This is a genomic window from Paenibacillus hemerocallicola (assembly GCF_006265175.1).
Lineage (GTDB): Bacteria > Bacillota > Bacilli > Paenibacillales > NBRC-103111 > Paenibacillus_AB > Paenibacillus_AB hemerocallicola.
The window spans coordinates 16,603-41,989 of the sequence record NZ_VDCQ01000071.1 but is presented as its reverse complement, the minus strand read 5'-3'; the positions used below and the strand labels follow the sequence as shown (position 1 = coordinate 41,989).

The window sequence follows — 25,387 nt, the reverse complement described above, 5'->3', positions numbered from 1 at the left end:
GCATTCCTTATTATTCGACAATCGGAATCATTTTCCTTGTTCCGATTTATCGATCCGCCACAAGACGAGATGAATCGCGGAGATGAGGATGAACGCCGTCAAAGCCAGGAAAGGAATCGTCACGAAACCGAACCAGTTGATATATTCCAGGTCGCACGGCACGATGCCGCACGAGAACGAGTTCGATGGGAACAGATCCGTTTTTTCCATCAGGTAATGGTAGATCGAGATGCAGGCGCCCAGCAGCGTCATCGGCAGCACGTACAGGTAGATCGACGTCTGCTTGCGAACCGATGCTATGCCCAGTAAGAACACCTGGGGATACATCAGAATGCGCTGATACCAGCACAGCTTGCACGGCAAAAACCCTTTGATTTCGGAAAAATAGAGGCTGCCGAGCATGGCGACGAGCGCGATCGCCCATGAGAGATGGAGGCCGTTCTCGGCCATGAATTTTCGCATTGTTCCCGGATTGCTCCTTTGCATAATCGATATAGGGCGGCAAGCTTCCTTATCATTATAGTGGATCGACGCTCCTCTTGGAAAGAACCCGTTCCTCGCAAACGGTTGGCCGGCCCGCGATCGGACTCGTTTTCCATGTCATACCGGAGGGCAAAGTGAAACTTTTTCCCTTCTCATACGTCAATTGTATAGAATCTCCAACATTTATCGGAAAGGAACCTCGATGGATCCCAAACTACGCACCCCAAAGGCCGCCGCTTCCCCGCCCACCCGTCCATGGCGACGCAAAAAGAATAGACGGGTGTTGAGATGGCTGCGCAATTTCACATTACTATTGACGATGTCCGCCGCATTATTCAGCGGATGGTTTTTCCTGACGGCGTCGGGCAATGAATTGCGATACATGATGGCCGACACGCTGATCACGACCCAGCATCGGCATTGGGCGAAATATTTGATCGGACAGGAAGGCTTGAACCGCCAAGTCGCCAAGTATATGAAGGAATTCGAGGAAATGTCCGAAGTGCAGAGCACCATATCGGTCAACGTATATACGCCGCCGGCAGAGACGAAGCAGCCCGACAAGAAGCTCGTCGAAATCGAGCCGATCGAGGGGGCCAAGTTCAAAGGCCACCTGCTCATCGTCCGCGACCCGAAAAAAATTCGTCTGGCCGTTCCCGCCAAAGTCGGCAAGGGCGAGAAAGTCTCCAGCATGGTGAAGCGAACCGGCGCGATCGCGGGCGTCAATGCCGGAGGCTTCGTCGATCCGGAATGGATGGGCAACGGCTTCCAGCCTACCGGCATCGTCATCTCCGGAGGCAAAATTTTCTATAACGACGGAGCGATGAACACCTCCACCTCGATCGTGGGAATCGACAAGGACGGGCGGATGGTCGCAGGCAAATATACGCCGAACCAAATGCTCGCCATGGGCGTCCAGGAGGCGGTCACGTTCACGCCGAAGTTTATCGTCGACGGCAAGGGGCTTATCCCGAACCAGGCGAGCGGCTGGGGCATCGCGCCGCGCACGTGCATGGCGCAGACGGCCGACGGTACGATCCTGTTCGCGATTATCGACGGACGCCAGCCCCACAGCATCGGCGCCACGCTGTACGACATTCAGGAAATTTTGCTGGAGAAAGGCGCGGTCATCGCCGCCAACCTCGACGGAGGGTCCTCCACCGTTCTTGTGCACGACAACGAAATCATCAACAAGCCGGCTAGCCCGCATGGCGAACGTTACCTGCCGACAGCCTTTCTCGTCTTCGACGAGCCGGATTCGGCGCCGATCCGCAACATCTGGGAAGGGCTCGACATCAGCAAAATCGATCCTTCCAAGTGGTAATCGCATAGTTGCAAAAAAAGAGGCTTCCCAATCGATGGGGGCCTCTTCTATCGTTTATCTCAGCTGGCGTTTCGACAACACTTCGGCGTCGGCCGGCATCATTTCCTCGTCGGATACCGCCACTTCCTTGCGCGATTCTTTCCATGCCTTTACTTCCTCCGAAACCGTATCGACGACTTCCTTCGCCTTATGCACCCATTCGTCGGTATGCTCTGATACGTGCTTCGCCAGCTCCTGCGTTTTGGCGCTGACCGTACCGGCCAGCTCTTGCGTTTTGGCGCTAACCGTGCCGGCGAGCTCCTGCGTCTTCGTGCTGACCGTACCGGCCAGCTCCTGGGTTTTCTCGCTAATATGATGAGCCTGCTCGGAAATATCCGCCCTCAGCTCTTTGCCGCTCTTCGGGGCGAACAATAGAGCCGTTACGGCCCCCAGTACGCCGCCCACGATCGCTCCCAGCAAAAAGTCTCTTCCGTTATGTTCAGACATTGATCCCATCCCTTTCGTTCGTTTTGTCGAGTGGTGAATCGTTACCCTGTTTTCGTCGGGATTGCCATTTGCGCCACAAATGAAGGCCGAGAGACGCAAGCTCCATCCATTCCGCCGTCTGGTTTCGGCTTCGTTCCCGATTTGCTTTATCCCCGGCTCGCCGGACGGAATCCGATACGGTAGCGGATACCTGTTTGACGGAACTCGTAATTTGATGGACGGATTCTCCTACTTGCCCGATGGAATGAAACAACGTATCCACGGACTTCATTTTGCCCTGTACGTCATCGGCAATGTTCTGCGTCGTATGCATCAGCTTTACGGTTTCCTGGCTGATCGCGTCCACCTTCACCTCGAGATGGGCCAGCGTCTCGCTCACTTGCTTCAAAGAAGCTCTGGCGGACTGCAGCGTGGCGATGAGAAAGGCGACTAGTACAATGAATGCTACGGCGATGCAAGCTACGCTAATTTCAATGATCAAAACGCTTCACCTCTCTTGTGGAGCAAATCGACTCCTAGACGAATGCCCAGTTCTTAGTTATATTATAAGTTCATCGGGGGGGATTTGACACAGCCGGAATGAAAAAAGTTGAAAAAACTTGACTGTGCCTGTCATTCCGACCGATTAGACGTCGGCCCGGCGTCGAGCTATAATGGTATCATTAAACGCCATTTTGTACAAAGGAGCCCGATTATGGAACGCGAACAAGGCTTGGCCGAAATAAACCGCACCCGCATTATCGCCATTCTTCGCGGCGTACGCGAATCCGATATCGACAGCTTGGCCGGCGCCCTGCTCGCCGGAGGCATCACCGTGCTGGAAATCACCTTGAATACGCCGGGCGCCCCGGATATGATCCGCAAGCTCCAGAGCTCGTACGGCGACCGGTTGTACATCGGAGCCGGAACCGTGCTCGATTCCGACGATTTGCAGGTCGCTATGGACGCAGGCGCGTCGTTCATCGTCACTCCGAATACCGATGAGGAAGTGATCGGCCGCTGCCGCGATGCGGGAATTCCCATTTTCCCGGGAGCCATGACTCCGACGGAAATCGTCCGGGCCTGGAAGGCCGGCGCAACCGCGGTGAAAGTATTTCCCAGCGCAAGCCTCGGGCTCGGCTACATCAAGGAGCTGCAAGGACCGCTCAAGCACATTCCTATGGTCGCCGTCGGCGGCGTCAGCACGGAAAACATCGCCGATTTCATCCGCGGCGGCTGTCAGGCCGTCGGCATCGGCGGCTACGTGATCAACTTGAAGGAAATCGAGGCGGGCAACTTCGCTTGGGTGACCGAACGCGCCTCGCAGCTTACGGACAAGACGAAGCCTTTTTCCGAGTCCGAGTAAAGCGTCCGACATCGAAAAACACCGGCATGTCCATTGGGCTTTACGCCCGGACGTACCGGTGTTTTTGCATTCATTCCTTATTCGCCCCGATATGGTACACGCACTTGCCGCCGCCTTTGGCCAAACATTCCGTACGTTCGACCTTCGCTTCGAGCAGCTTCTCGAACAATTGCTGCTCGCATTCGCACGCTTCGTTGTACTGGTTGGCCACCTGCGAGATCGGACAATTGAACTCTTGGAGGACGAAGCCTTCTTCCGTCCGTTCCCAATCGACCATATACCCGTTCGCGTTCTGAATGTCCGCGAGCTTCTCGACGCGCTCTTCCAGCGTCTTGCCTTCCATGCCCGGCTCATACTTCTGGAGAAGCTTATCTTTGCGCTTGCCGAACAGGTTGCCGATCGTCTGATCGTCACCCAGCTCGCCTAGCAAATCCAGCGTCAGCGTATGATAATTTTTGGGAAACAAGTCCTCCGCCGCTTCGGTCAGCCGATAAACGTGCATCGGCCGTCCCATGCTTTGCCGGACTATATGAGAATCGATATAACCGTCCCGCTCAAGCGTGTTCAAGTGGCGTCTAACGGCCATCTCGGTAATCTCAAGCCGTTTGGCCATTTCGCTCACGCCGAGAGGCCCTCCCGTCTTGAGCATCTTGACGATCGTTTTTCTTGTGGAGGATTCTTGTTCCATATTCAAATCGGATCGCACCACCCGGTGTCTATTCACGTCAGTCGTAGAGACGCGCGCTACCGCTATTTTATCGTATTTTCGGACATAAGTAAATTAATAAACAACATTGTTTCTTAAATAGGGCAAATGCGGACCGGGGCTGCCGGGCCGCTGCCGTCGCCGGCGAATTACGCCAGCTCCTTGGCTATAAACCGTTGCACCGATTGACCGAATGCCGACAGAAGCTCCGGCAATTGACGCGTCAGCGGATACAGGCTGTCCCGCTCCAGCCGGGCATATTCCTGCACCAGCGGCTTGCGAAGCCGTACAAGCTCAAGCAGAGGCTCGAACAGCTCCTCGGGAAATACGCCTTCCGTCCGGAGAATTTCCACAATATCCTCATAGCTGCTCGCGTCGCGCATCAGAAATCCGTCGATCAGCAGGCTGCCCGCATCGGTCACCAATTCCAGCGCCAGATGCAGCAACCGTTCCTGGGCCAGGGCCAGCAGCAGATCGGGGCCGCTCTCCGGCCATTCCGCAACTAGCCGTCCGGCCGCCTCGGATAAGACCGGAATGGTCGCCAGCCTTTCGCCTATTTGCTCATGATTGACATAATACATCGGCTCCCCTACTTTCTGTCGCGCTTGCGCTTGTTCCATTTGGCCCAAACAATCGTCACGACGAAAGTGAGCGCCACGATCAAGACGACGAACATCGCTTGCCCGATATCTTCCATTTCCAATTTGGCTTCCAACGGCCGAAAAATCACCCTTCTCACCATCCCACCGATTGAGCCGACCGCTCATTCAAATGCGAATGCGTCCGGTCTCGTCTTATCCAGTTTAGCCTCGGAGTTTGCCAGCGTCAAGAAACGCCAAAAAACCGCATTTCGCGTGCGGAAATCGCTTGGGCGGCATACAAAAAAGGCGATACGCGCGCAAGATCAGCTTACTTTTGTATAGCAAATATACCTTTTTTAACAAATATCGTGTATAGTAGTACTAAAAAACTATGAAGTACGGACCGGCAAGGAGAGGATTTGCTAGATGGTCGGAATATGGGTTTTGCTTGGCATCATGACGGTCGTTATCGTAGGGATTTTCATTTTCGCCTTAAACAAAGGCTATTCCAAGAAATGGGACGAATAATTTGTCCGACATGACCGGACAGGTATTGTCATAACTTGGGAATTGTTGTAAAATAGAGCTGTAAAAGACTTTAAACGGAGGAAAGAGCTATGATGATCCCCGTCCTGAAAGCGAAAAACGAGCACGAAACGGAGCTCGTAATGCTAGATTTGGAAGACGTACTGTATATTAATATCGAGAAGCGCAACATCGTCTACCATACATTGGATGAAAAGTATTTTCATCTATCGACGCTATCCGAGCTGTACGATCATTTTTTCGACAGCGGCTTCGATCTGCTGGACAAGACCAATCTCGTCAATTTGCACAAAATCAAGAAGCTCGACGGCAAGCAGGGCAAAATTTACTTCGAAGAAAATCCGACGGGCGACAGCAAGTACGCGACCGTAGCTTTTATTAAGCAAAAGCTGTTCCACAACGTGATCTCCCGCGCAATCGCCAACAACACGAACACAAGTTTGGAATATTCCGCCAAGCCGCCCAAGGAAAGCTTCCGCATTCTCCCCCGCACTTCGGAAGATTAATCGTTCTTAAGGTCCAATACGCTTCCATAGAAAAAAGAACCTTTCCGAAGAAAAGGTTCTTTTATTTTGTCTCGGCCAGCGCACCGCGGACAAATGCGGGCGCGATCGACTGTGCGTTTTCTTTTACGATTTCCAGCTGCTGGAAGCAGCGGCTCAAGACGAGCAGCTTTTCCTCCGCTTCGTGCTTCGAGAGCGGCGAGCCCAGCTTCTTTCCTTTATAACTTATGTAATAAGGCATGTTGACAAGCCTCCTTTTGACTTTGTTTGGCAGTCCCAAAAATACCTCCTTATATTCTATACGTGAGCGATCTGAAAAATGTTACCGTACCCCGGTAAATTGTCATTATTTATTTTTAAACACATTGTCGAAAAATGACTCAGGAACGAGCGAATTATTTTCGACCGTCCCCTTTATCCTTGAGCACCTCGATCAGCTTGCGTATGATTCCGGGCAAAGGCAAGCCGAGACGGCCGCAATTTTCGGTAATCGAAATGAGCTCGTTCGCCAAGTAGAAATAGGTAAAGCCGACCATGAAGATCTCCGTTCCGAGAAGCAGATCGAACCGGTGGCCTACCATGACGATAAGCACCATCAGTCCTTTTCTCCATATCCCCCAGAAGCCCCTCTCGCTGTTCAGCCCTTTCCCAATCTTGATCGAAGCGGCCAGCCCGGTCACATAATCCAGCGCAATGAGCAGAAACAGCAGCTGCGTCAATTCGTTCCATCCACCGAACATGTAGTTTAAGACCGCCCCTCCGATTCCGAATAAAGTGTTGAAGCCCAATTGCTGCATGGCGTCGCGTCCTCCTTTCCCCGTTTCTATCAGGTTATGCGCGAATTGATAGAGAGGTGACGCAAGTCGCAGCGGAAATTGTCGATCCGTATCGCAAACCAATAGCCCCGTCCAACGGACGAGGCGGCACATGGGATGAGCATTTGGCGAGTATCGCGATCAGGAAACGTTTCCGCCGTCTTCCATGCGGAGCGCTGCCGCCCATTCCTCGGGCGTGTTCGTATTGACTGCAAATCTCGTATCGATCCCTTTGCTTGCAAACTCGGCTTCCGGCATAGGCTCCCAACGGATTTTCCCGAGCAGCTCGGTAACCCGGTACGTTTCGGACGCCAGCAGCTCGGCAACCGCTTTCGCGCATGTCGAACGGTATACGGCATGCAGCGGATGAAGCCTGCTATCCAGTCGGGGAACGACAGCGTCGAGCTTCATGTCCACCGCTTTGTCGAGCATAAGGTCCGCCGCAGCGGATGATAGGAACGGCATATCGCACCCGACGACCCAGGTATATGCATCGCCGTCCAAAGAAAACGCGGCGTGCATTCCCCCCAGCGGCCCCTTGCCGGGATCGAGGTCCGTAATGATCCGGGCGGATCGGCCGACGACCGGCACGTACAGCCCCGGCTCGTTCGTCACGACGACGATTTCCGAGCAGATCGGGGTCAGCAGCCGAATTTGCCGCTGGATCAGCTTTTCCCCGCCTATCGGAAGCAGCGCCTTGGGCTTGCCGCCCATCCGGCGGTTTTCCCCGCCTGCCAGTATGACCCCCCTCAACATGTTCCCATTCCTCCTTCCGGTACCGTGAATCGTACTTTTTACCCATTTTAACGACTGACCGTCTCCCAGTGACATGCGTCACATCGGTATGCTCCTCGTTCGGCTATACTAAGGCCGAATAATCGCTGATTGGAGGCAAGAGCCGATGACATCATTCCAACCTCACGCCGGCGAAGACAATGCCATGAATACTTCCTGCTTCTCGCCGGACAGCATGGATAAGCTGAAGGACATTATGCATGAAATCCATGTCGAAGCAGGCGCCGGCATTTATTGGGAAGGCGATTTGGCGGATAAACTCTATTATATCGGATGCGGCAAAGTCAAGTGCACGAAGACGAACGAGCACGGCAAAGAATTCGTCATGTACTTGTTCCGCGAAGGCGATTTCATGGGACAGCTCGACCCGTACGCCGATTCCCGGCAAAGCTTTACGGCGAGAGCGATGGAGCCGTGCACGATCGGCGTCGTTCAAAAGTCGGACCTGGAGATGCTCCTGTGGCAGCACGGCGATCTGGCTGTCGAGTTCATGAAGTGGATGGGCCTCATGCATCGGATGACTCAGACGAAATTCCGCGACCTGATGCTGTACGGCAAGCCCGGCGCGTTATGCTCCACCATCATCCGGTTGGCCAATACGTTCGGAAAGGCGACTGCGGAAGGAATCCTTATCACGGAGAAATGGACCCATACCGATCTGGCCGATACGATCGGCGCTGCGCGGGAAAGCGTCAACCGGATGCTCGGCGAATGGAAGCGCGAAGGCGTGATCGATCAAAGAGACGGTTATCTGCTCATTACGAATTTGAACTATTTGCAGCAAATATGCCATTGCGAGCTTTGTCCCAAGGAAATATGCCGTCTGTGACGAATACTGTCCGGTTATTTTGCTTCTGGAACAATAAAGTATACTTCTAATAGAGCATATTTTTCGTTTTTTTGCTAGAATAGAAGTCAGTTAGTTTTTTCGACGCACTCGTGCCGAACTACTTCTATGCTCTATTCAAGGAGGAACACTGCAATGTCCAAGGCAAAAATGAGATCGGACATGATCAAAAAAGGATTCGACCGGGCGCCTCACCGCAGCTTGCTGCGCGCTGCCGGCGTCAAGGAAGAAGATTTCGACAAGCCGTTTATCGCGGTGTGCAATTCGTACCTCGACATCGTTCCCGGTCACGTTCACCTGCAAGAATTCGGCAAAATCGTCAAAGAAGCGATTCGCGAAGCCGGCGGCGTTCCGTTCGAGTTCAACACGATCGGCGTAGACGACGGCATCGCCATGGGACATATCGGCATGCGCTACTCGCTGGCGAGCCGGGAAATTATCGCGGACTCCGTGGAAACGATGGTGAACGCCCACTGGTTCGACGGTATGGTTTGTATTCCGAACTGCGACAAAATTACGCCGGGGATGATGATGGCCGCCCTGCGGGTCAATATCCCGACCATTTTCGTCAGCGGCGGACCGATGAAAGCCGGGCGGACGAAGGACGGACGCGCGATCTCGCTGACCTCCGTATTCGAGGGCGTCGGCGCCTTCATGACCGGCAAAATCGACGAGCAAAGCTTGCAAGAGCTGGAACAATACGGCTGTCCGACTTGCGGCTCGTGCTCCGGCATGTTTACCGCCAATTCGATGAACTGTTTGGCCGAGGTGCTCGGCTTGGCGCTTCCCGGCAACGGCACGATTCTCGCCGTCGCCCCGGAACGCCGCGAATTCGTGAAAAAATCCGCCAAGCAGCTGATGGAACTGATCAAGAAAGATATCAAGCCTTGCGATATCGTGACGAAAGAATCGATCGATAATGCTTTCGCGCTCGATATGGCGATGGGCGGCTCCACGAACACGGTGCTGCACACGCTCGCTCTTGCGCACGAAGCCGGTATCGAATACCCGATCGAGCGCATTAACGAGGTGGCGAAGCGCGTTCCGTATTTGTCGAAGCTCGCTCCGGCATCCGATCATCACATCGAGGACCTGCACAACGCCGGCGGCGTCAGCGCCATCATTAACGAGCTGTTCAAGAAGGAGGGCGCCCTGCACGGCGACGTTCTGACCGTATCCGCCAACACGCTGCGCGAGAACGTGGCGGGCTGCGAAATTACGGACCATAGCGTCATCCGTCCGATAGACGACCCTCACAGCAAGGAAGGGGGCCTGTCCGTCCTGTTCGGCAACTTGGCTCCGGGCGGCTCGATTATCAAGGTCGGCGCCGTAGACAAGTCGGTCGGCGGCTACCATCGCGGTCCGGCCATTTGCTTCGATTCCCAGGATGACGTGCTGAAAGGTCTCGCGGAAGGCAAAGTAAAAGAAGGCCACGTTGTCGTCATCCGCTACGAAGGACCGAAGGGCGGACCCGGCATGCCGGAAATGCTGGCCCCTACGTCGCAAATCGTCGGCATGGGCCTCGGCACGAAGGTCGGCCTGATCACCGACGGCCGTTTCTCCGGTGCGTCCCGCGGCATCGCCATCGGCCACATCTCGCCGGAAGCGGCTGAAGGCGGACCGATCGCCTTTGTCCACGACGGAGATATCATCGAGCTTGACATGAACAACCGGACGATCAAGCTGGAAGTAAGCGACGAGGAGCTGGAGAGCCGTCGCGCGGTTTGGACCGGCTTCGAACCGAAAATCAAACGCGGCTACCTGGCCCGTTATTCCGCGCTTGTAACGAACGCCAGCAAGGGCGGCGTCATGAAAATGTAAGTTGGCAATACAAAACCCGGCTTTCGCCGGGTTTTTGTTTTGCCATCCATCAGGGGAGGGTTAGCCACTCCGCCCCTCCCTCCCCTTTCTTTATTTGGTCATTACCGTTCTTTTCTCCTGCAGCTTGGCCAAATGTTTGATCATCGGGTACAGCGCATACAAGTCGGGAGCACCGAGCTCCGAGATCAGAAATACGATTTCCTCTTTCAAATCGAGGTTTTTTTTGTCAGGCTTGGCCGGCGGCATAGTCGCATCGACTTCGGAGGACGGTCCATTTCCGTTGCCGGTCAAAGCTTTTTCTTCCTCCGAGCGTCTTTCCGGAGCAGCTCTCGCCGTTTCCTTGGGCGATGCTGTTGCCGCGATGGCGTCCTCGATTTGGGAGAGGGAGATGTTCTCCACGCTCTTCCGGTCCTCGTCGTAAAATAAAAGTTGCTGCTGATCCGGATCGAACGAATAAATCCGGCCATGCACTATTTTTTTGGCCCCCGCATGAATGTAGTGCAATCCGATGATCGTCTGCGAGTCCTTCCACTGCCTCAACAAATCGAAAATGTTCACTCGCCCAACTCCGCATAAAGTCCCATTTTTGTTACTATTGTACTACACCATACTCCCGCTTGCTGTTAAGCTTGTGTAAACCCAGACTTTTCTGAATTTTTGTATTTGCATTACTTTTTGCGCGCAGTTGCAAATGCCCGGACATCTGTTGTATACTAAAAAAGTCGCTCGGGGCCTTAGCTCAGCTGGGAGAGCGCATCGCTGGCAGCGATGAGGTCAGGGGTTCGATCCCCCTAGGCTCCATAGAATGAAAAACCGCGGTCCTTCGGGATCGCGGTTTTCGTTTCTAGGAGTTTGTTGGGGAGTGAACCCCTGCAAGGGGTTCAGGCCGCACGGACGGAGCGCAGCGAGCACGGCGTCTGAATCTAAAACTAAAGGTAGGATGGGGTTATTTTGTTCTAAAAACATGTAATTAGCGGACACAAATGACCGATAGAGTTAATTTACCCCGATTTCGGTTCCCCAACGGTTATTGATGACCATTGGGAAGGAAAAACAGAAAAAAACCTATGATTTTCGAGTCTGACGGTCATTAATGTCCGTAACCACTGTGAAACTTCGTACTGTAGAGCTTTAACAGTCATTGGCGACCGTCTGAAAGGTGCGATACCGCTGTTGTCCATTGTGTACAATCAATAGATTCATATCCACGAGCTTGTCCAATATACGCCTCGTTTGTCTGTCTGATCGCTTCAAGTGCAAAGCCAACTCATCAGAACGAAACGAGCGAATGATACCACGCGCATACCGCAGAGCTTCTGTTTCAACCCAACTAAGCGAATGATTCTCCGACATGGATACAAACTTGCCGATAAAAGAGAGCACTAGCTGTTTGAGGACCTCTGGTTCTTCGTTGATCGACAAATACGCAACGGGTAGAAATAGCCAGTCATCCAATACAAGGTATGCTTGTTTTTTGCACAAATCCCTGAATCGCCAAGCTTCAATATCTCTGGCATGTGACCTGTAGCCGTGGATTTCGATGCAGCCTTTTGCACCGCCAAGCATATAAGCAAGATCTAGATAACGACATCGGTTGCCGTAATCCCGCACTTCCCATTCCGCATACAAATGATTAAAATTGCCCACAGCAGGATACCATATTGCCCTCAAAAACTCCTTCGTACCATGGCCAATTTCCTTCTGAAGTAATTCGCGTCTTCTCGGATTTCTCTCTGAAGCAATTTGTTCGGAAAGCCATTTATACAACTTCGCTTCAAAACCAGCCATTAAGAACCCCGCCTTTTATGTCCAGATGATGAAAAATGCCGCTTTGATGATAAGGAGTCGCGTGCAACTTTCCTTATCATCAAAGCGGCATGTGCTTCACGCCGTTGCTGAATTTTATTTATAATATATTTCAAGTGTTTAGAAATAGCAATATCTTTCTAGGTCAGGTCATCTTGGTTTTATTTATTGGAATCATTAGTTCCTAGAATAATTGCCTCCATGCTAACGCCCCCAAAAGAGTCAAGACTGTTCGTGGATAACGACCTAATCTAACTCCGATCCATTTATACGTCAGGTTGACAAGGGAAGGACTGAGACAATGCCGCAGTCAGCCCTGGTTAGAGCCTGAAAGGGTGATGTGTTATGAAGATCATGCATACATTGACACTGTGATCGATAAGAGCGAAGTCGAATTTATATCCAACTATTTTCTCCAATTAGGTACTGCGGCCAAAGTCATTGAGCCGCGTGAAATAGTCGACCGCATTTATACATTATCCCAAGAACTTGTCCGGCATCATTCTGATAGTTAACCGTGCGGTCCGAATTTCTCCCGGACGATAAAAAGGAGGTATGGTTCTACCTCATCCCCTCGGGACGTAACGTTTATGAATTGCATAAGTTTCTGCACCATCACATCGAGCGCAATACTCATGGCATTGCAGAATCGATTTCAAGGGAAATCTGACGGCCGATAAAAGTCAATTTATCCGGATTCGCCGTCACGTAAATCCTTTGAATCCGGTTTGTCCGGAGCTGGAAGGAAAACACGTATAAAATACCCGATCCCGTCGAGAGAACCAGTCCCCAGCCGCCGTTTACCCGTTTGAACTCGGTTCTCATTTCTGGCGGGATCAGGCTAGAAGTCTTCATCAGGAATGAAGCGACACGTTCGGAAGTTCGAACCGGCACAAGCGATCCTTGTTGCTGTCCGCCGCTGTCTGCGGCAAATAAAACATCGTCGGAGAGTAGCCCCAGCAGCTTCTCCAAGTCCCCGTTTTGCAGAGCGTGAACAAACGACTCGATCAAGGGTTTCGCGCGGGCCGCCTCCGCTTCCGGGCGGAGCTCGTGATTCTCCAGCGCTTTTTTTGCCCGACGATAAATTTGCCTGCAGTTGGCTTCGTTTTTTTCAACAACATACGCAATGTCGCTATAGCTGAATTCCCCTGCCTCGCGGAGTATGAATACGGTTCTTTCCGTTTCCGAAAGCTGCTGCAGCAGCAGCAAATACGCCATAGCCAGCGATTCCCGGTGCAAATATTGCTCGGAGGGATCGGTCAAAAGCGGCTCCGGCAGCCAGGGGCCGACGTAGGCTAATCGTTCCTTGGCCGCCGCCCGTATACGGTCCTTGCATTTGTTATATACGATCTTGCATAAATACGCCTTCATCTTGTCCGCTTGCGGGCGCGCTTGAAGCAAGTCGGCGAACGTTTCCTGCACGATATCCTCCGCGTCGGTCGCGCTGCCGAGCGTCCGATAGGCGATAGCGAACAACAGCTGCTTATAGGTTTGAAAATATTCCGCCTCGTTCATCATGTAGCCTGCCTCTCCCGAACGCCGGTTCGCCGATATAGTATCATCATAGCTTAAAACGGCACGCTCGGAAAAGAAAAAGCATGTTTTCGCAAGGCGTTTGTCACATTTCCAGGCCAAATCGAGACTTTATGGCAAGACCAGAAAATGAGGTGCTTGCCATGAATCTTTTCAAACCGAAAAACACCATCCTCCAATACCCCGGCGGTCAAACGGTCACTTGGTTGGAACAAGGCGCTGACGCCAACGGCGAATTTTTGATCGTCGAGCACATCTTGACCCGGTCAGGGGCCGTCAACGGACCGCATTGGCATCCGATTTTGTCGGAAACTTTCAGCATCGAGCAAGGAAGAATCCGGTTTAAAGTAGACGGGAAAGAAACCGTTCTCGGACCGGGAGGGAAAGTGACGATATTTCCCGGCCAAGTGCATCAGTTTTGGAATGAGAGCGCCGACCCGCTCATTATGATTCATGAAATTCGTCCCCCGGGCCTCCATTGGCACATGTTTAGCCTAATGCATAAGCTGGAAAGCGAAGGAAAGTTGAGCCGGAAAGGGATTCCCCGAAATCCGCTATGGATCGGATTGGCCTGGGAAGCGATGGACGGCTACATGGCCGGCCCCCCGATCCCGGTTCAAAAAATCGTATTCGGGAGCTTGGCTCGATTGGCGAAGGCTCTCGGGTATAAGATTTGACGTCGCCTGTGAGCAATCCCGATAAGGAACCCGGATAGACCCCTTTGGAACTTGAAGGGGGTCTGAATAAATCGAATGCCATTTACAAACCCTTTATTCGATACAACGATTAAAGGAGGGTTTTATTATCAAACCGTATATCGCATTAGCGGCGTTATTACTCATTGCAGGTTGTTCGAGCAACAACATGACAAAAATGCAGCAGACTCCCAATCAAACCAAGGTCGAGACCCATGCCGGCAATGCGGCTCCAACGTCAACCTTAAGACAAGCGTCGTCCACCTCTACGCCGGGTGCGGACAATTCTTCGATCGCAATGCAACAAGCACCCCAAGGCGGAACGAATTGGATGGATTGGTTCAATGGCGCACCGGCGAATAACGCTCCGAATCAGGCGGGAAATCCGCAAAGCCCCGCCGATTCGTCTCAATTCGCCCAACAAGTATTGCAGCTGGTGAATCAAGAGAGAACGAAGGCGGGCTTGCAATCCTTAAGCATGAACGACAGTCTCTCAAACATGGCCATGACCAAAGCGCAGGATATGTACAACAACAATTATTTCGATCATCAGTCGCCGACTTATGGTTCCCCGTTCGATATGATGTCAGCATTCGGGATCACCTATAACACGGCAGGAGAAAACATCGCCAAAGGCCAGACGAGCCCGATGGAAGTGATGAACCAGTGGATGAACAGCCCCGGGCATCGCGCCAATATCCTGAATAGCAGCTTCACCCAAATTGGAATAGCCTATTACAACAGCGAGTGGGTTCAAGAATTTATTGGCTAGGGTCATCTCCATACAAAGAAAAGCCGCTAACACAAGGGTTTCCGGGTGTTTGGCGGCTTTTTTTATGATAATCGCCCTGCCTTGTTCACAAGGGCAGGGACGATTATTCAGCTTTGCTTCACTTTTTTTTATCGATGATCATTTTCGTCAGCAGTTCAACCTGCTTCGTTACGGCAATCGGATCACTCTGCAAAAACAAATCGTAATCGATCGTATACACCTTATTGTTTTTGACCGCTCCCAGATTACTCCATATTCCTGTTTTTTTGAAGCTTTCGAAGGCTGCTTTGTTGCCCTCATTCACAGCCACGACAAGGTGGTCGCCTGCGAAATCGGGAATGACTTCCGCCGAAACCTCCGTGTAAGGCGGCTTCTGCTGACTATTGATTAAATCGCTCAACACTTTCTGCTGAGGCTTCAGCCCCAAGTACTTGTACAGAACATTGCCGCCCATGTTCTGATCCCTATACACTCTGGGCGATTTTTCAAAGAAACTTACAATGGTAAATGTTTCGTTCGAAGCAATCGTTTCATTCACCTGCTGCTTGGCAGTGGCAACCTTTTTCTCGAAATCCTTGATCCAGCGCTCCGCCTCTTCTTGTTTCCCCAGAATGTCGCCCATCAGTGCAATATCCTTTACCGGGTCATAGTAAGGCTCAATGACGATCGTAGGCGCAATTTTGGAAAAAACTTCATAACCTCCGCTCATTTCTACGTATGCATCGACCAAAATAATCAAATCCGGATCAAGCTTCGTAATTTTCTCCAGATTAAGCGGCACGCCCAAATCCTCCATACCCTTTGTATCCAGCACCGGATTTTGCAAAATGTAGGTGGATGAACCTAGCGGCTTTACACCAAGCGCCATCAGCTGTCCCAAATGAAAAGCCGTAACAATCCGCTTGGGCTGTTTCGGAATAACCGTCTCTCCATGCAGATGTTTGAACACTCTCGTCGCTGCTGTCTTGTTGCCGTAGTCCCCAGGGGCCGTTTCATTTTGTGCCGCAGACGGAGCTCCCTGCGACGATCTCTCATTGGCATTGCTCGCCGGGTTCCCTCCCGCTGACATGCACTGAGGAACAAGGTCAAGCATAACAACATGACTGCGGCCATCGATGGTTTCCTAGTTCGATACATAGCTGCTTCTATCTCTCCCTTTTCGTAATAATGATTTTCATTATCAGTACCACTATAGGGGAAGAGGTCTTCAGGAGCAATGGACGATGGTGAACTCGCAAATGGATTATGCTGAACCTCTCGTTCTTTTGCCACCCTTTTTCGGTACTGTACGGGGGAGAGACCGGTTTGCTTCTTAAACAGTCGGCTGAAGTAATACACATCCGAGTACCCTACGGAAAGAGCGATTTTCTGCAGGCTCCACTCCGACGAGGCCAGCCGTTTCCTCGCATGCCCAATGCGCACCTGGATCAAATAGTCATTCGGGCTCGTCCCGACCTGCGCCTTGAATACTCTGGACATGTAACTGACGCTGCAATCCAGCAATTGCGCCAAGTCCTCCATCGCAATCGCTTGCTCATAATGCTCATGGATATACCGCATCGCCTGCGTCACCAGATCCGGACTGCTTCCCGCCGATCCGCTCGCCGACAGCTGTCTCAAAAGCTCATGCACAAATCCATAAAACAGCGATTTCACCTGCAGATGCTCCAAACCTTTCTCTTGCTGCCATAACCGGTCCATCTTGCGTGGCAGCAATCGTGCGGTGGACGGCGTAAATTTGAACGTACGCGCCGGTACGATTTACGGCGTACTGGGTCCGAATGGGGCAGGCAAGACCACCACAATCAGCATGCTGGCGACCTTGCTTCGACCGGATGCGGGCTCGGCTCGAATCTTCGGATACGATGTGGTGAAGGAGTCGCAAATTGTCCGTCAATTGATCGGAGTGACCGGCCAATACGCCTCGGTCGATGAGTCGCTAAGCGCTACCGAGAACCTGATCATCTTCTCCAGACTGCTCGGGCTGGGGCGTGCAGAGGCGCGGCAAAAAGCGGAGGAGCTGCTCGAGGAATTTGGTTTGACGGAGGCTGCGAAGCGTCCGTTGAAAAATTTCTCCGGCGGCATGCGTCGCCGGCTGGATTTGGCGGCGAGCCTCATTGCACAGCCGCCGCTCATCTTCCTGGACGAACCGACTACCGGACTGGACCCGCGCACGCGCGCACAGATGTGGGATACGATCCGCCGTTTGGTCAAGACGGGATCAACGGTACTGCTGACAACGCAATATCTCGATGAAGCGGATCAGCTTGCCGACCGAATCGCCGTTATCGACCGTGGCCGCGTCGTCGCCGAGGGGACCGTGGATGAGCTGAAAGCGTCAGTCGGTACCTCGTCGCTGCAATTGAGAGTCCAACATCCGCAGGACATCGAGAACGCCCGACAAATCATAGAACAGGTGCTCAAGGTCCAGTCTAATGTATCATCTGAAGCCGGAAAGATTACCGCACCGATGGCGAACGCGGACCGGGTTACCGATCTGCTTATCGCCCTCCGCGCGGCCGGGATTCACTTGGCCGAGATGAGTGTGCAGAAACCTACCCTTGACGAAGTATTTCTATCCATCACAGGCCATGGCGTGAAGGAGAACGCGTCATTAGCGTCCAATGAATCGAACGAAGCGGAGGAGGCAAGAGTATGAGAACCACTTCCATTAAGCCGGTTGCCGAGCTCCGGCTGAAAAACTATACGAGCTTCGGCCAGTCGGTGCGAAACTCGTTGACAATGGCTTATCGGGGTCTGTTGAAGATACGGCGCACACCCGAGCAATTGTTCGACGTTACGCTCCAGCCCATCATCTTCACCCTGATGTTTACCTATATTTTTGGAGGAGCCATCTCTGGCGACGTACAGAGCTATTTGCCCGTCATCATTCCCGGCATCCTCGTCCAGTCGGTGATCACGACTTCGATCGTTACCGGCGTCCAACTGCGCGAGGATATGGATAAAGGCGTGTTTGACCGCTTCAAGTCACTGCCTATCGCGCGAATCGCACCGTTGGCCGGAGCTCTGCTGGCTGACACCGTCCGATATACCATCGCTACTGTGCTCACCTTTACTATGGGATATATTATGGGCTATCGGCCTGACGGAGGCCTTGATCATGTCGCTGTCGCCGCGGTTCTTGTCATTTTCTGCTCTTGGGCTATCAGCTGGATCTTCGCCTTCTTCGGCGTAATTGCCCGTACGGCCTCTAGCGTGCAGGGGATATCGATGATTGTGCTGTTTCCGCTCACGTTTCTTTCCAACGCCTTCGTACCGGTCAAGACCATGCCCGGCTGGCTTCAGTGGTTTGTTAACATCAATCCGATCTCGCACCTCGTCACGGCCGTCCGGGATCTTGCCGACTCCGGAACCATCGGTTGGGATCTCGTTATCTCCCTCATTGGCGCCGCCGTCATTGTTGCCATCTTTGCACCCATTACAGTGCGTGCCTATATGCGACGGACTTAGCGCGGCTCGCCCTTTCCCTTATTTCAAGGGACAGGGCGTTTTTTTTGAGGAAAATATGGTTTTAATAAAGCTTGGGGGTACTCCCGGGTTTGCGGCGGCTGATATAATCGGCTATGGGGACTGCATGTCCTTTATCCGATTCAAGGAGGCTTTGGCCCGTGTTTTGCATCGCATTTATTCGCATTTGGTAATGCAAGGTACAGATCAGGTATGCCCTTCCTTTTATTTTTTGAAGTAAAAGGATTAGGTTTATTTGTCCTGTGCCTTTTTCATTCACCAATACGAATGAATGGGGTGTTTTTTGTGTCCAATTTTTCTGCGCAGCATTTGCTGATTCATAAACGTCTCGTCGAACAAATGATCGACCTGGCGAAGATTACTCCGCGCGATACCGTTCTGGACATTGGTGCGGGGACCGGTGCTATCACCCTCCCGCTGGCGGCGAAAGCGGCAAACGTGCTGGCCGTCGAGAATGATCCCGAATATGTGCGAAAGCTGACAAACAAGCTGAAGGATCAAACCAATATTCGATTAAAACAAATCGATTTTTTGCAATTGCAGCTTCCGAAAGATCCGTTTTGCGTAGTCGCCAATATTCCTTACTCCATCACGACCCCGATATTCGCAAAGCTTTTAGGCCGGCCTGCGGCCGTCATGCTGCAGCGGGCCGTGCTTCTCATAGAAAAAGGCGCCGCCAAACGGTTCACGGCCGCTCCGGTTACCGATCCGCGCATTTTGGGCTGGAGAATGTGGTACGATATCCGGCTTGTGCGGACGGTATCTCCGAACCACTTCTCGCCGCCGCCTCGCGTGGACTCGGCCGTAGTAACCGTCAGCCGAAAGATTCAGCCGGCGGTCCCGCCACACCACCACGAACGTTTTTTCGCTATGGCCGCCTATGGACTCCGCGATCCGAGGCTGCCGTTTGACGAGTCTATGGCCGGGGTCTTTACGCCTCCGCAGCTGGCGCGCCTGGCGAAAACGTTGAAAATAGATCGGCAACAATCGGTATGCCTCTTGAATGAACGACAGTGGGGCGAATTGTTTCTTGCGATGCTTCAGCACGTTCAACCGCACCGTTGGCCCAGACGATCGATGCGTAAACAGCCGAAAAACGGACGATTCTAACTAGCAAAGAGCACCCTTCGGGGTGCTTCAGGTTGTTGAGAAAGTGTATAATAGGACAGGAATATAATCCCAATATAAATCGAGGAGGCAGCCATGTCATCCACAAAAAGCAGCTTTCAAACCGTAGAAGAGTATATCGTTACTTTTCCGGACGATGTACAAGCAACGTTGGAAAACATTAGACAAACCATCAAAGAGACCGTACCGGAAGCGGAGGAAGCGATCAGTTATCAGCTCCCGGCATTCAAATATTATGGCATGTTGATTTATTTCTCCGCTTACAAAGACCATTACTCGCTGTCATTTCCCCCGCCTTTTACAATATTTGAGGTGTTCAAAGAACAATTATCTCCTTACGAGGTATCCAAAACGGCGATTAAATTTCCTATGAAGGATCCTTTTCCGTTCGAATTGTTAAGGGATATCGTGAAGTTTAGGGCAACGGAAAATTTGGAAAAAGGAAAGAAGAAGAAAAAATAGCCGATGATCGTGTCGCCTAGGAAAGCAAGTCCGCCTTTTCTCCAAACAAAGCAATCCGTAAGAAATCCCGGTCCATGGATTATGTTACGATAACCTTATCAATCATTGGAGAAAAGGTGGATGAACATGGGCAACACTATTTCAAAAGGCCGGCTGTGGACGGCATGGTTTATGAGCGGGCTTGTCATTTTATTTATGCTGTTCGACAGCATATTCAAATTGTTTAAGCCGGCCCCTGCCGTAGAAGGAACGGTATCGCTCGGATTTTCGGAGCATCACGTGGTCCTCATCGGGATTCTCGGACTTCTATCTATAGTTCTTTACGCCTTTCCTCGTACATCCGTCTTGGGCGCGTTGCTGCTGACCGGATATTATGGCGGAGTGATAGCTACGCATGTCCGGATGGATGCCCCGCTTTTTACGCATATCCTGTTCCCGGTCTACCTTGCCGTATTCGCTTGGGGAGGACTTTGGTTGAGGGATGAATATGTGCGCAAGCTCATCCCGTTGCGTAAAAAAACGGATCGTTAAGGGGAGCATCGAACCTTAGAGAATGCAATTGCTTCCCGTGCCCCACCGGACAAGCCGGCCCTCCGGTACGGGAAGCATGGCATCAGCGATTGAACCTCTATCGATTGCAATCGCCTCCTCCATAGGCGAGCCCAAGCTCTAATCAGTAAAATCCGGTCCGCGGATGACGCGCTTACGATGAAACCGTTCATCAATTGTTATAATACCATCCGTTACCGATGACGGGCTGCTGGTAATAAACGTTTTGACGAGGCTGATGCCCATACTCGGGCTGGTTGTAATATCCCGGATTCGCGAAGGCCGGATTGGCCAACGGATTGACTGCGGGATAGGCTGTGGGTTGGACCGTGGGACTGGCCATCGGATTGGCCGCGGCTTTGCCTTGAACCTGGCCCGTTTTGCAGTCGTTCGGCGGTCCGATGAACACCGTTTTTGTAATAGGTGCCAGCGTTTCCTTCACTTGCGCCTCATCCAGGCAGTACGTGTGGGCCAACACGCTTGCCGGCGTCAGTCTCAGCAGATCCGAGCCGCCTATAAACTCCGGAATCGGCGCATCGAAAATGGCCAATAAATGCGTGTTGTCGACCGAGGCGACTTCGTAATGCCACCATCCTTGAGGCACGTTGGCCACTTGGCCCGGCTGGATCGGGAAGTTCAGAAGCTCTTTCGTAAACGGGTTGATCAAGGAAACGACAGCCGCGCCGGAAATGCAATATACCAATTCGGAAGCGTTCTGATGAATATGGGGCTCGACTACGTTTCCCGTGCTGAGATAAATGTCCAGCAAAGATACATTGCCCAATGTGTTCAACTGGTTGATGGAAAGAACGTTAATAAAATTCCGGCTGTCCTTTTTGAAAAACAGGCTGTTGTTCACATCATACGCAAACTGTACATTCGGCGAAGTATAATCCATATAAGATATCGACACTTCATTCCCTGCCCTTCTTGATAAGTAATAGGCGTTTGACCTGATGGGGTATCTTATGTGTACCGGAAAGAAAGTGCGCCTACTTTTCTACGCAATTCGCAAACAAATTAACAGGGTTCCTTTAGAGCAACCCAGGATCAAGGAGAGACGACAATGAGCAAAGAATTATGGCTGAACCTCCCGGTAAAAGATCTCAACAAGTCAAAAGCGTTTTTCAGCGAGATCGGATTCCCGTTACATCCGGAGCATGTAGGCAGAGAAGATATGGCCGGCTTGGTGATCGGGGATAAACAAGTCATGGTGATGCTGTTTCCGGAGGCCACGTTCAAAGGCTTTACGGGAAACGAATTGGCGGATACGAAGCAAGGCACCGAGGTTTTGTTTTCCATCGATGCGGAGAGTCGGGAAGAAGTCGACGAATTGCTCCGGAGGGCGGAGCAGGCTGGCGGTACGGTCTATGGCAGGCCGCAGTGCGAAGGCTGGATGTATGGCGGCGGATTTGTCGATCTGGACGGTCACCGATGGAACGTGTTGTATATGGACATGAGCAAAATGCCGCAGGCATGAAATATCCCCGGAAATGGCGGAACGATCCGCGCTTCCGGGGGTCTTCTGCAAAAAGGATTTGACAAACCGTTTTCGATACCCTATAATTACGATTAAATTTTATAATCAAATGTTGCGATTAGAAATAGTAGAACTGAGATGACCTTTCAGAGAGCCGTTGGTCGGTGCGAAGCGGCAGCGTCATTCATTTCGAACTCATCTATGAACAGCTGCCCGACATTGTAGGGTAAGACGGAGTTCCACCGTTACAGGGATAGATGGTGATGGCCATCGAAGGAGCTCATTTCGCATGAAATGAATTAGAGTGGTACCGCGGGTTCAACCTCGTCTCTATACGTAGAGACGGGGTTTTTTTGTTGGTTAAATTCCGGGTTTAACCAACACCGCTTCACATAAATATTTCATAACTTTCCAGGAGGACATCCCGATGAACCGTAAAATTATCGTATTCGACACGACGCTGCGCGACGGAGAGCAAGTTCCGGGCGCGAAACTGAACATACAGCAAAAAGTAGAGATCGCACAGCAATTGAAAAGGCTGAACGTAGATATTATCGAAGCCGGCTTCCCCGCTTCTTCCGCCGGCGATTTTCAGGCGGTCCGGCAAATCGCCCGCAGCGTAGGAGACAGCGTATCGATTACCGCGCTTGCCCGTGCGGTCAAAAGCGATATCGACGCCGTATACGAAAGCGTCAAATTGGCCCAAAATCCGCTCATCCATATCGTCCTGGGCACCTCGAACATCCATGTGGAGAAAAAGTTCAACCGCTCCAAGGAAGCGATTATGCAAATGGGGGTCGACGCGGTCAAGTATGCCAGCACGCTGCTGCCAAATGTGCAATACTCCACGGAGGACGCGTCGAGGTCGGATTTCGAATACTTGTGGTCGACGATCGAAGCCGTCGTCAAAGCCGGAGCTACCATGATCAACGTACCCGATACGGTCGGTTATGCCGTTCCGGAGGAATTCGGCGAGCTGATTCGCAGAATCAACGAACGGCTGAAAAATGTGAACGACAAAGTGATCCTCAGCGTGCATTGCCATAACGACCTCGGACTGGCGACGGCCAATACGCTTAGCGCGGTCAAGAACGGGGCGGAAAAAATCGAGTGTACCATCAATGGGCTCGGCGAACGGGCGGGCAATGCCTCGTTGGAAGAAGTCGTAATGGGGCTCAAGGTGAGGGAAGGCTACTATAATTGCCACACCGATATCGATACGAAGGAGCTGCTCAGAACTTCAAGGCTGGTGAGCCATCTGACGGGCTTGGATGTGCAGGTGAACAAGGCGATTACCGGCGAGAACGCGTTCGCGCATTCTTCCGGCATTCATCAGGATGGGCTGCTGAAGGATAAGCAAGTATATGAAATCATGGCGCCCGAGGAAGTCGGGTCGGACAGCATGGAATTGATACTGACCGCCCGCTCCGGCAGACACGCTTTCAAAAATGCGGTTGAAAAAATAGGCTTCGACACAAGCGACGCTACGGATTTCGAACAGCTGTTCGAAAAATTCCTCACCCTAGCCGACGCCAAAAAAGAAGTATACGATCATGACGTGTTCTACCTGGTAACGAATCACCGCAACCTCGATGCCGGCGACAGCCATCTGTACGAGCTGGCGTCCTTCCAAGTCATAAGCAACGACCTGCATCCCACTGCAACCGTCAGATTGAGGAAAGGGGCCGAGACGACGGAAGGCAGTGCCGTCGGAGACGGTCCGATCGATGCCCTGTACACCGTCATCAAAACGTTGGCGGGTCTGGACGTACAATTGAAGGATTATAAAATCAACAGCCTGTCCAGAGGCAAGGAAGCGATCGGCCGGGTCAATATTCGTCTCGAGTACGAAGGCAAAGTATACTCCGGACGCGCCATGGACATGGACATTATCAAAGCGAGCGCCCAAGCTTTCTTGAACGGCATTAATGCCGCTGTGCTGGATGCGGCGAAGTCGGAGTAAGCATCAGTCCTGCCGCGGTTCGGGAGGCGTCCGGGATCCGGTTGCCTCCCCGCAGGATCGGCTTTTCCCTGCGCTTGAAGCTAGCCGATCAATCCCGCAAACCTCAGCCCGTTGCGGATGCCGCCTTCATCCACATGCGTCGTGACATAATCGGCGAACGGCTTGAGCTCGTCGTGCGAGTTGCCCATCGCGATGCCGAGTCCGACCGCCTTGAGCATTTCCTTGTCGTTCAGCCCGTCTCCGAACGCGACGGCTTCTTCCGGAGCCACGCCGATATGCCTCAGCAGCGCTTCGATTCCTTGGGCTTTCGACCTGTCGCTCGGAATGACGTCCATCGCCTTATTATGCCAACGAATATATCGGAGACCCGGGACGACTTCATCGTATAAATGCTCTTCATGCTTCTCGCAAAGTAGGAAAATTTGATAGATCGATTCGTTTTTCCAGAAATGCGGGTCGAAGCCGGGGAAATCGACCTTCAGCGATGAAACGGACTCCACCATATGGGGATGGGACGATTCATTGGCGTAATAAGAAGAATGGCCTTGAAACACGAGCGAGTGGTTTTGCTTGGCCGCATGATTTACGAGCGCCTCGACGCTCTCGCGCGGAATTTCCCGCGAGAAAATCGGTTCGCCTTTATAGACGACGTACGCGCCGTTCAGGCTTACGAATGAATCGATGCCGAGCCGTTCGGCAAGCGGCGCGAAAAAGTAAGGGGCGCGACCGGTCGCGATAACGGCTTCCACGCCTCTGCTTTGGAGCTGGCGGACTGCCTCGACCGTATCCTCCGGAATTTGTTTGTCTTCATTGACCAAAGTGCCGTCGATATCGAAAAAAACGATTTTATAAGTCATCGGTTGCGTCTCCTATTCCGTTTTCTGCGGTGTTTTATTGTCGTACTATATCACACATGTGCCCGATTTGCATCCCATATTCATCACTCGGGTTCGGCCAAAGCGTCAATAGCCCCTGCTCGTCACGCATGAAATATGCATGGCGGCAGGGGCTTTCCGGTTCTACCATATATATCTTTTGTACAGCCAGCTTCCGATCAACATGAGAACGCCGAGGACCACATTCATCCAGCCCGAGAATAAGGCCACTTTGCGTTCCTTATTCATCCCTTTGTCTTTGTTGTAATGGGCGATGTCCACCCAAAGGGTAAACACGCCGGTAGCCAAAAACAAAATGACGATGTAATTCAAATAGCCGACGTAACTCGTTCCTCCGGCCATGGAGCTCCCTCCGCTTCTTA

General features: G+C 52.2%; 32 protein-coding genes, 1 tRNA gene and 1 other annotated feature. Of the genes, 16 read left to right on the top strand and 17 right to left on the bottom strand.

From position 1 onward, the window contains the following. Positions 1-27 precede the first annotated feature (27 nt). Positions 28-462, bottom strand: a complete 435-nt coding sequence (locus FE784_RS33840; protein ID WP_139606671.1) for a disulfide oxidoreductase — start codon at positions 460-462, stop codon at positions 28-30. A 223-nt stretch (positions 463-685) separates the two neighbouring features. Here FE784_RS33840 and FE784_RS33835 point away from each other — a divergent pair, with 223 nt between their 5' ends. Then, positions 686-1,807, top strand: a complete 1,122-nt coding sequence (locus FE784_RS33835) for a phosphodiester glycosidase family protein (RefSeq protein WP_139606670.1) — start codon at positions 686-688, stop codon at positions 1,805-1,807. 54 nt (positions 1,808-1,861) lie between these two features. Here FE784_RS33835 and FE784_RS33830 read toward each other — a convergent pair whose 3' ends face one another. Further along, a complete protein-coding gene (locus tag FE784_RS33830) occupies positions 1,862-2,293 on the bottom strand; it encodes a YtxH domain-containing protein (protein ID WP_139606669.1) in 432 nt (143 codons plus the stop codon). Further along, positions 2,286-2,774: a DUF948 domain-containing protein gene (locus tag FE784_RS33825; protein WP_139606668.1), complete on the bottom strand. Its 489-nt coding sequence runs from the start codon at positions 2,772-2,774 to the stop codon at positions 2,286-2,288. Before FE784_RS33825 ends, FE784_RS33830 begins: the two co-directional genes overlap by 8 nt. 213 nt (positions 2,775-2,987) lie before the next feature. Between FE784_RS33825 and FE784_RS33820 the strand changes: the two genes are divergently transcribed. Further along, the gene (locus FE784_RS33820; RefSeq protein ID WP_139606667.1) at positions 2,988-3,638 is read left to right on the top strand and encodes a bifunctional 4-hydroxy-2-oxoglutarate aldolase/2-dehydro-3-deoxy-phosphogluconate aldolase; all 651 of its coding nucleotides are present in this window, start codon (positions 2,988-2,990) and stop codon (positions 3,636-3,638) included. 70 nt (positions 3,639-3,708) lie between these two features. On the opposite strand, the gene FE784_RS33815 is transcribed toward FE784_RS33820, so the two are convergent. The 3 genes from FE784_RS33815 to FE784_RS42515 all read right to left on the bottom strand — a co-directional run bounded on the left by FE784_RS33815 (position 3,709) and on the right by FE784_RS42515 (position 5,059). Continuing rightward, the gene (locus tag FE784_RS33815; protein ID WP_246132308.1) at positions 3,709-4,332 is read right to left on the bottom strand and encodes a helix-turn-helix transcriptional regulator; all 624 of its coding nucleotides are present in this window, start codon (positions 4,330-4,332) and stop codon (positions 3,709-3,711) included. A gap of 161 nt (positions 4,333-4,493) precedes the next feature. Next, entirely contained in the window at positions 4,494-4,925 is a 432-nt protein-coding gene (locus FE784_RS33810) for a DUF86 domain-containing protein (protein ID WP_139606666.1), read from the bottom strand. Positions 4,926-4,933: 8 nt separating this feature from the next. Continuing rightward, on the bottom strand, positions 4,934-5,059 hold the full coding sequence (locus FE784_RS42515) for a hypothetical protein (RefSeq protein WP_281287198.1): 126 nt from the start codon (positions 5,057-5,059) through the stop codon (positions 4,934-4,936). A 483-nt stretch (positions 5,060-5,542) separates the two neighbouring features. On the opposite strand from FE784_RS42515, the gene FE784_RS33805 reads away from it, so the two are divergent. Continuing rightward, a complete protein-coding gene (locus FE784_RS33805) occupies positions 5,543-5,977 on the top strand; it encodes a LytTR family transcriptional regulator DNA-binding domain-containing protein (protein WP_139606665.1) in 435 nt (144 codons plus the stop codon). Between the two features lie 61 nt (positions 5,978-6,038). Here the strand turns inward: FE784_RS33805 and FE784_RS41275 are convergent, their stop codons facing one another. The 3 genes from FE784_RS41275 to mobA all read right to left on the bottom strand — a co-directional run bounded on the left by FE784_RS41275 (position 6,039) and on the right by mobA (position 7,545). Continuing rightward, a complete protein-coding gene (locus FE784_RS41275) occupies positions 6,039-6,215 on the bottom strand; it encodes a hypothetical protein (protein ID WP_176706702.1) in 177 nt (58 codons plus the stop codon). A 154-nt stretch (positions 6,216-6,369) separates the two neighbouring features. Then, positions 6,370-6,771, bottom strand: a complete 402-nt coding sequence (locus FE784_RS33800) for a phage holin family protein (protein ID WP_139606664.1) — start codon at positions 6,769-6,771, stop codon at positions 6,370-6,372. Between the two features lie 159 nt (positions 6,772-6,930). Beyond that, a complete protein-coding gene (gene mobA / locus FE784_RS33795; protein WP_176706701.1) occupies positions 6,931-7,545 on the bottom strand; it encodes a molybdenum cofactor guanylyltransferase in 615 nt (204 codons plus the stop codon). A gap of 145 nt (positions 7,546-7,690) precedes the next feature. On the opposite strand from mobA, the gene FE784_RS33790 reads away from it, so the two are divergent. Next, positions 7,691-8,413 carry a Crp/Fnr family transcriptional regulator gene (locus tag FE784_RS33790; RefSeq protein ID WP_139606662.1) on the top strand — a complete coding sequence of 241 codons (723 nt, stop codon included), beginning with the start codon at positions 7,691-7,693 and terminating at the stop codon, positions 8,411-8,413. A 153-nt stretch (positions 8,414-8,566) separates the two neighbouring features. Continuing rightward, entirely contained in the window at positions 8,567-10,252 is a 1,686-nt protein-coding gene (gene ilvD, locus FE784_RS33785) for a dihydroxy-acid dehydratase (protein WP_246132307.1), read from the top strand. 90 nt (positions 10,253-10,342) lie between these two features. On the opposite strand, the gene FE784_RS33780 is transcribed toward ilvD, so the two are convergent. Beyond that, positions 10,343-10,810 carry a hypothetical protein gene (locus FE784_RS33780; protein ID WP_139606661.1) on the bottom strand — a complete coding sequence of 156 codons (468 nt, stop codon included), beginning with the start codon at positions 10,808-10,810 and terminating at the stop codon, positions 10,343-10,345. A 170-nt stretch (positions 10,811-10,980) separates the two neighbouring features. Here FE784_RS33780 and FE784_RS33775 point away from each other — a divergent pair. Continuing rightward, positions 10,981-11,053 (top strand) — tRNA-Ala (locus FE784_RS33775). A 330-nt stretch (positions 11,054-11,383) separates the two neighbouring features. Here FE784_RS33775 and FE784_RS33770 read toward each other — a convergent pair. Further along, positions 11,384-12,040 (bottom strand): transcriptional regulator, encoded by a 657-nt coding sequence (locus tag FE784_RS33770; RefSeq protein ID WP_139606660.1) that lies wholly within the window; start codon positions 12,038-12,040, stop codon positions 11,384-11,386. A gap of 278 nt (positions 12,041-12,318) precedes the next feature. Here FE784_RS33770 and FE784_RS42220 point away from each other — a divergent pair, with 278 nt between their 5' ends. Next, the gene (locus FE784_RS42220) at positions 12,319-12,573 is read left to right on the top strand and encodes a WCX domain-containing protein (protein WP_281287201.1); all 255 of its coding nucleotides are present in this window, start codon (positions 12,319-12,321) and stop codon (positions 12,571-12,573) included. A 118-nt stretch (positions 12,574-12,691) separates the two neighbouring features. On the opposite strand, the gene FE784_RS33760 is transcribed toward FE784_RS42220, so the two are convergent. Continuing rightward, complete coding sequence (locus FE784_RS33760) at positions 12,692-13,576, bottom strand: sigma-70 family RNA polymerase sigma factor (RefSeq protein WP_139606659.1); 885 nt, start codon at positions 13,574-13,576, stop codon at positions 12,692-12,694. Between the two features lie 158 nt (positions 13,577-13,734). Here FE784_RS33760 and FE784_RS33755 point away from each other — a divergent pair, with 158 nt between their 5' ends. Both FE784_RS33755 and FE784_RS33750 read left to right on the top strand, forming a co-directional pair. Continuing rightward, positions 13,735-14,268: a cupin domain-containing protein gene (locus FE784_RS33755; protein ID WP_139606658.1), complete on the top strand. Its 534-nt coding sequence runs from the start codon at positions 13,735-13,737 to the stop codon at positions 14,266-14,268. 187 nt (positions 14,269-14,455) lie between these two features. Further along, positions 14,456-15,058: a CAP domain-containing protein gene (locus FE784_RS33750; RefSeq protein ID WP_139606657.1), complete on the top strand. Its 603-nt coding sequence runs from the start codon at positions 14,456-14,458 to the stop codon at positions 15,056-15,058. A 118-nt stretch (positions 15,059-15,176) separates the two neighbouring features. On the opposite strand, the gene FE784_RS33745 is transcribed toward FE784_RS33750, so the two are convergent. Both FE784_RS33745 and FE784_RS33740 read right to left on the bottom strand, forming a co-directional pair. Next, positions 15,177-16,007: an ABC transporter substrate-binding protein gene (locus tag FE784_RS33745; protein ID WP_176706700.1), complete on the bottom strand. Its 831-nt coding sequence runs from the start codon at positions 16,005-16,007 to the stop codon at positions 15,177-15,179. Next, a complete protein-coding gene (locus FE784_RS33740; RefSeq protein ID WP_176706699.1) occupies positions 15,926-16,729 on the bottom strand; it encodes an AraC family transcriptional regulator in 804 nt (267 codons plus the stop codon). The genes FE784_RS33745 and FE784_RS33740 overlap by 82 nt, the downstream gene beginning before the upstream one ends. Positions 16,730-16,757: 28 nt before the next feature. Between FE784_RS33740 and FE784_RS33735 the strand changes: the two genes are divergently transcribed. The 5 genes from FE784_RS33735 to FE784_RS33715 all read left to right on the top strand — a co-directional run bounded on the left by FE784_RS33735 (position 16,758) and on the right by FE784_RS33715 (position 20,668). Beyond that, entirely contained in the window at positions 16,758-17,717 is a 960-nt protein-coding gene (locus tag FE784_RS33735; protein WP_139606654.1) for an ATP-binding cassette domain-containing protein, read from the top strand. Beyond that, on the top strand, positions 17,714-18,529 hold the full coding sequence (locus tag FE784_RS33730; protein ID WP_139606653.1) for an ABC transporter permease: 816 nt from the start codon (positions 17,714-17,716) through the stop codon (positions 18,527-18,529). Before FE784_RS33735 ends, FE784_RS33730 begins: the two co-directional genes overlap by 4 nt. A gap of 303 nt (positions 18,530-18,832) precedes the next feature. Beyond that, positions 18,833-19,657 (top strand): 23S ribosomal RNA methyltransferase Erm, encoded by an 825-nt coding sequence (erm, locus tag FE784_RS33725; protein ID WP_281287196.1) that lies wholly within the window; start codon positions 18,833-18,835, stop codon positions 19,655-19,657. 93 nt (positions 19,658-19,750) lie between these two features. After that, complete coding sequence (locus FE784_RS33720; protein ID WP_139606651.1) at positions 19,751-20,137, top strand: iron chaperone; 387 nt, start codon at positions 19,751-19,753, stop codon at positions 20,135-20,137. Positions 20,138-20,263: 126 nt separating this feature from the next. Further along, a complete protein-coding gene (locus FE784_RS33715) occupies positions 20,264-20,668 on the top strand; it encodes a DoxX family protein (RefSeq protein ID WP_139606676.1) in 405 nt (134 codons plus the stop codon). A 190-nt stretch (positions 20,669-20,858) separates the two neighbouring features. On the opposite strand, the gene FE784_RS33710 is transcribed toward FE784_RS33715, so the two are convergent. Beyond that, a complete protein-coding gene (locus FE784_RS33710) occupies positions 20,859-21,599 on the bottom strand; it encodes a cupin domain-containing protein (RefSeq protein ID WP_139606650.1) in 741 nt (246 codons plus the stop codon). A 153-nt stretch (positions 21,600-21,752) separates the two neighbouring features. On the opposite strand from FE784_RS33710, the gene FE784_RS33705 reads away from it, so the two are divergent. Both FE784_RS33705 and FE784_RS33700 read left to right on the top strand, forming a co-directional pair. Next, positions 21,753-22,166, top strand: coding sequence for a VOC family protein (locus tag FE784_RS33705; RefSeq protein WP_139606649.1), 414 nt, complete (start codon positions 21,753-21,755; stop codon positions 22,164-22,166). 105 nt (positions 22,167-22,271) lie between these two features. Further along, positions 22,272-22,501: a binding site (T-box leader), on the top strand. A gap of 92 nt (positions 22,502-22,593) precedes the next feature. Further along, a complete protein-coding gene (locus FE784_RS33700; protein ID WP_139606648.1) occupies positions 22,594-24,129 on the top strand; it encodes a 2-isopropylmalate synthase in 1,536 nt (511 codons plus the stop codon). Positions 24,130-24,209: 80 nt separating this feature from the next. Here FE784_RS33700 and FE784_RS33695 read toward each other — a convergent pair whose 3' ends face one another. Both FE784_RS33695 and FE784_RS33690 read right to left on the bottom strand, forming a co-directional pair. Then, the gene (locus FE784_RS33695) at positions 24,210-24,986 is read right to left on the bottom strand and encodes a Cof-type HAD-IIB family hydrolase (RefSeq protein WP_139606647.1); all 777 of its coding nucleotides are present in this window, start codon (positions 24,984-24,986) and stop codon (positions 24,210-24,212) included. A 162-nt stretch (positions 24,987-25,148) separates the two neighbouring features. Further along, positions 25,149-25,367, bottom strand: coding sequence for a CLC_0170 family protein (locus FE784_RS33690; protein WP_139606646.1), 219 nt, complete (start codon positions 25,365-25,367; stop codon positions 25,149-25,151). Positions 25,368-25,387 lie beyond the last annotated feature (20 nt).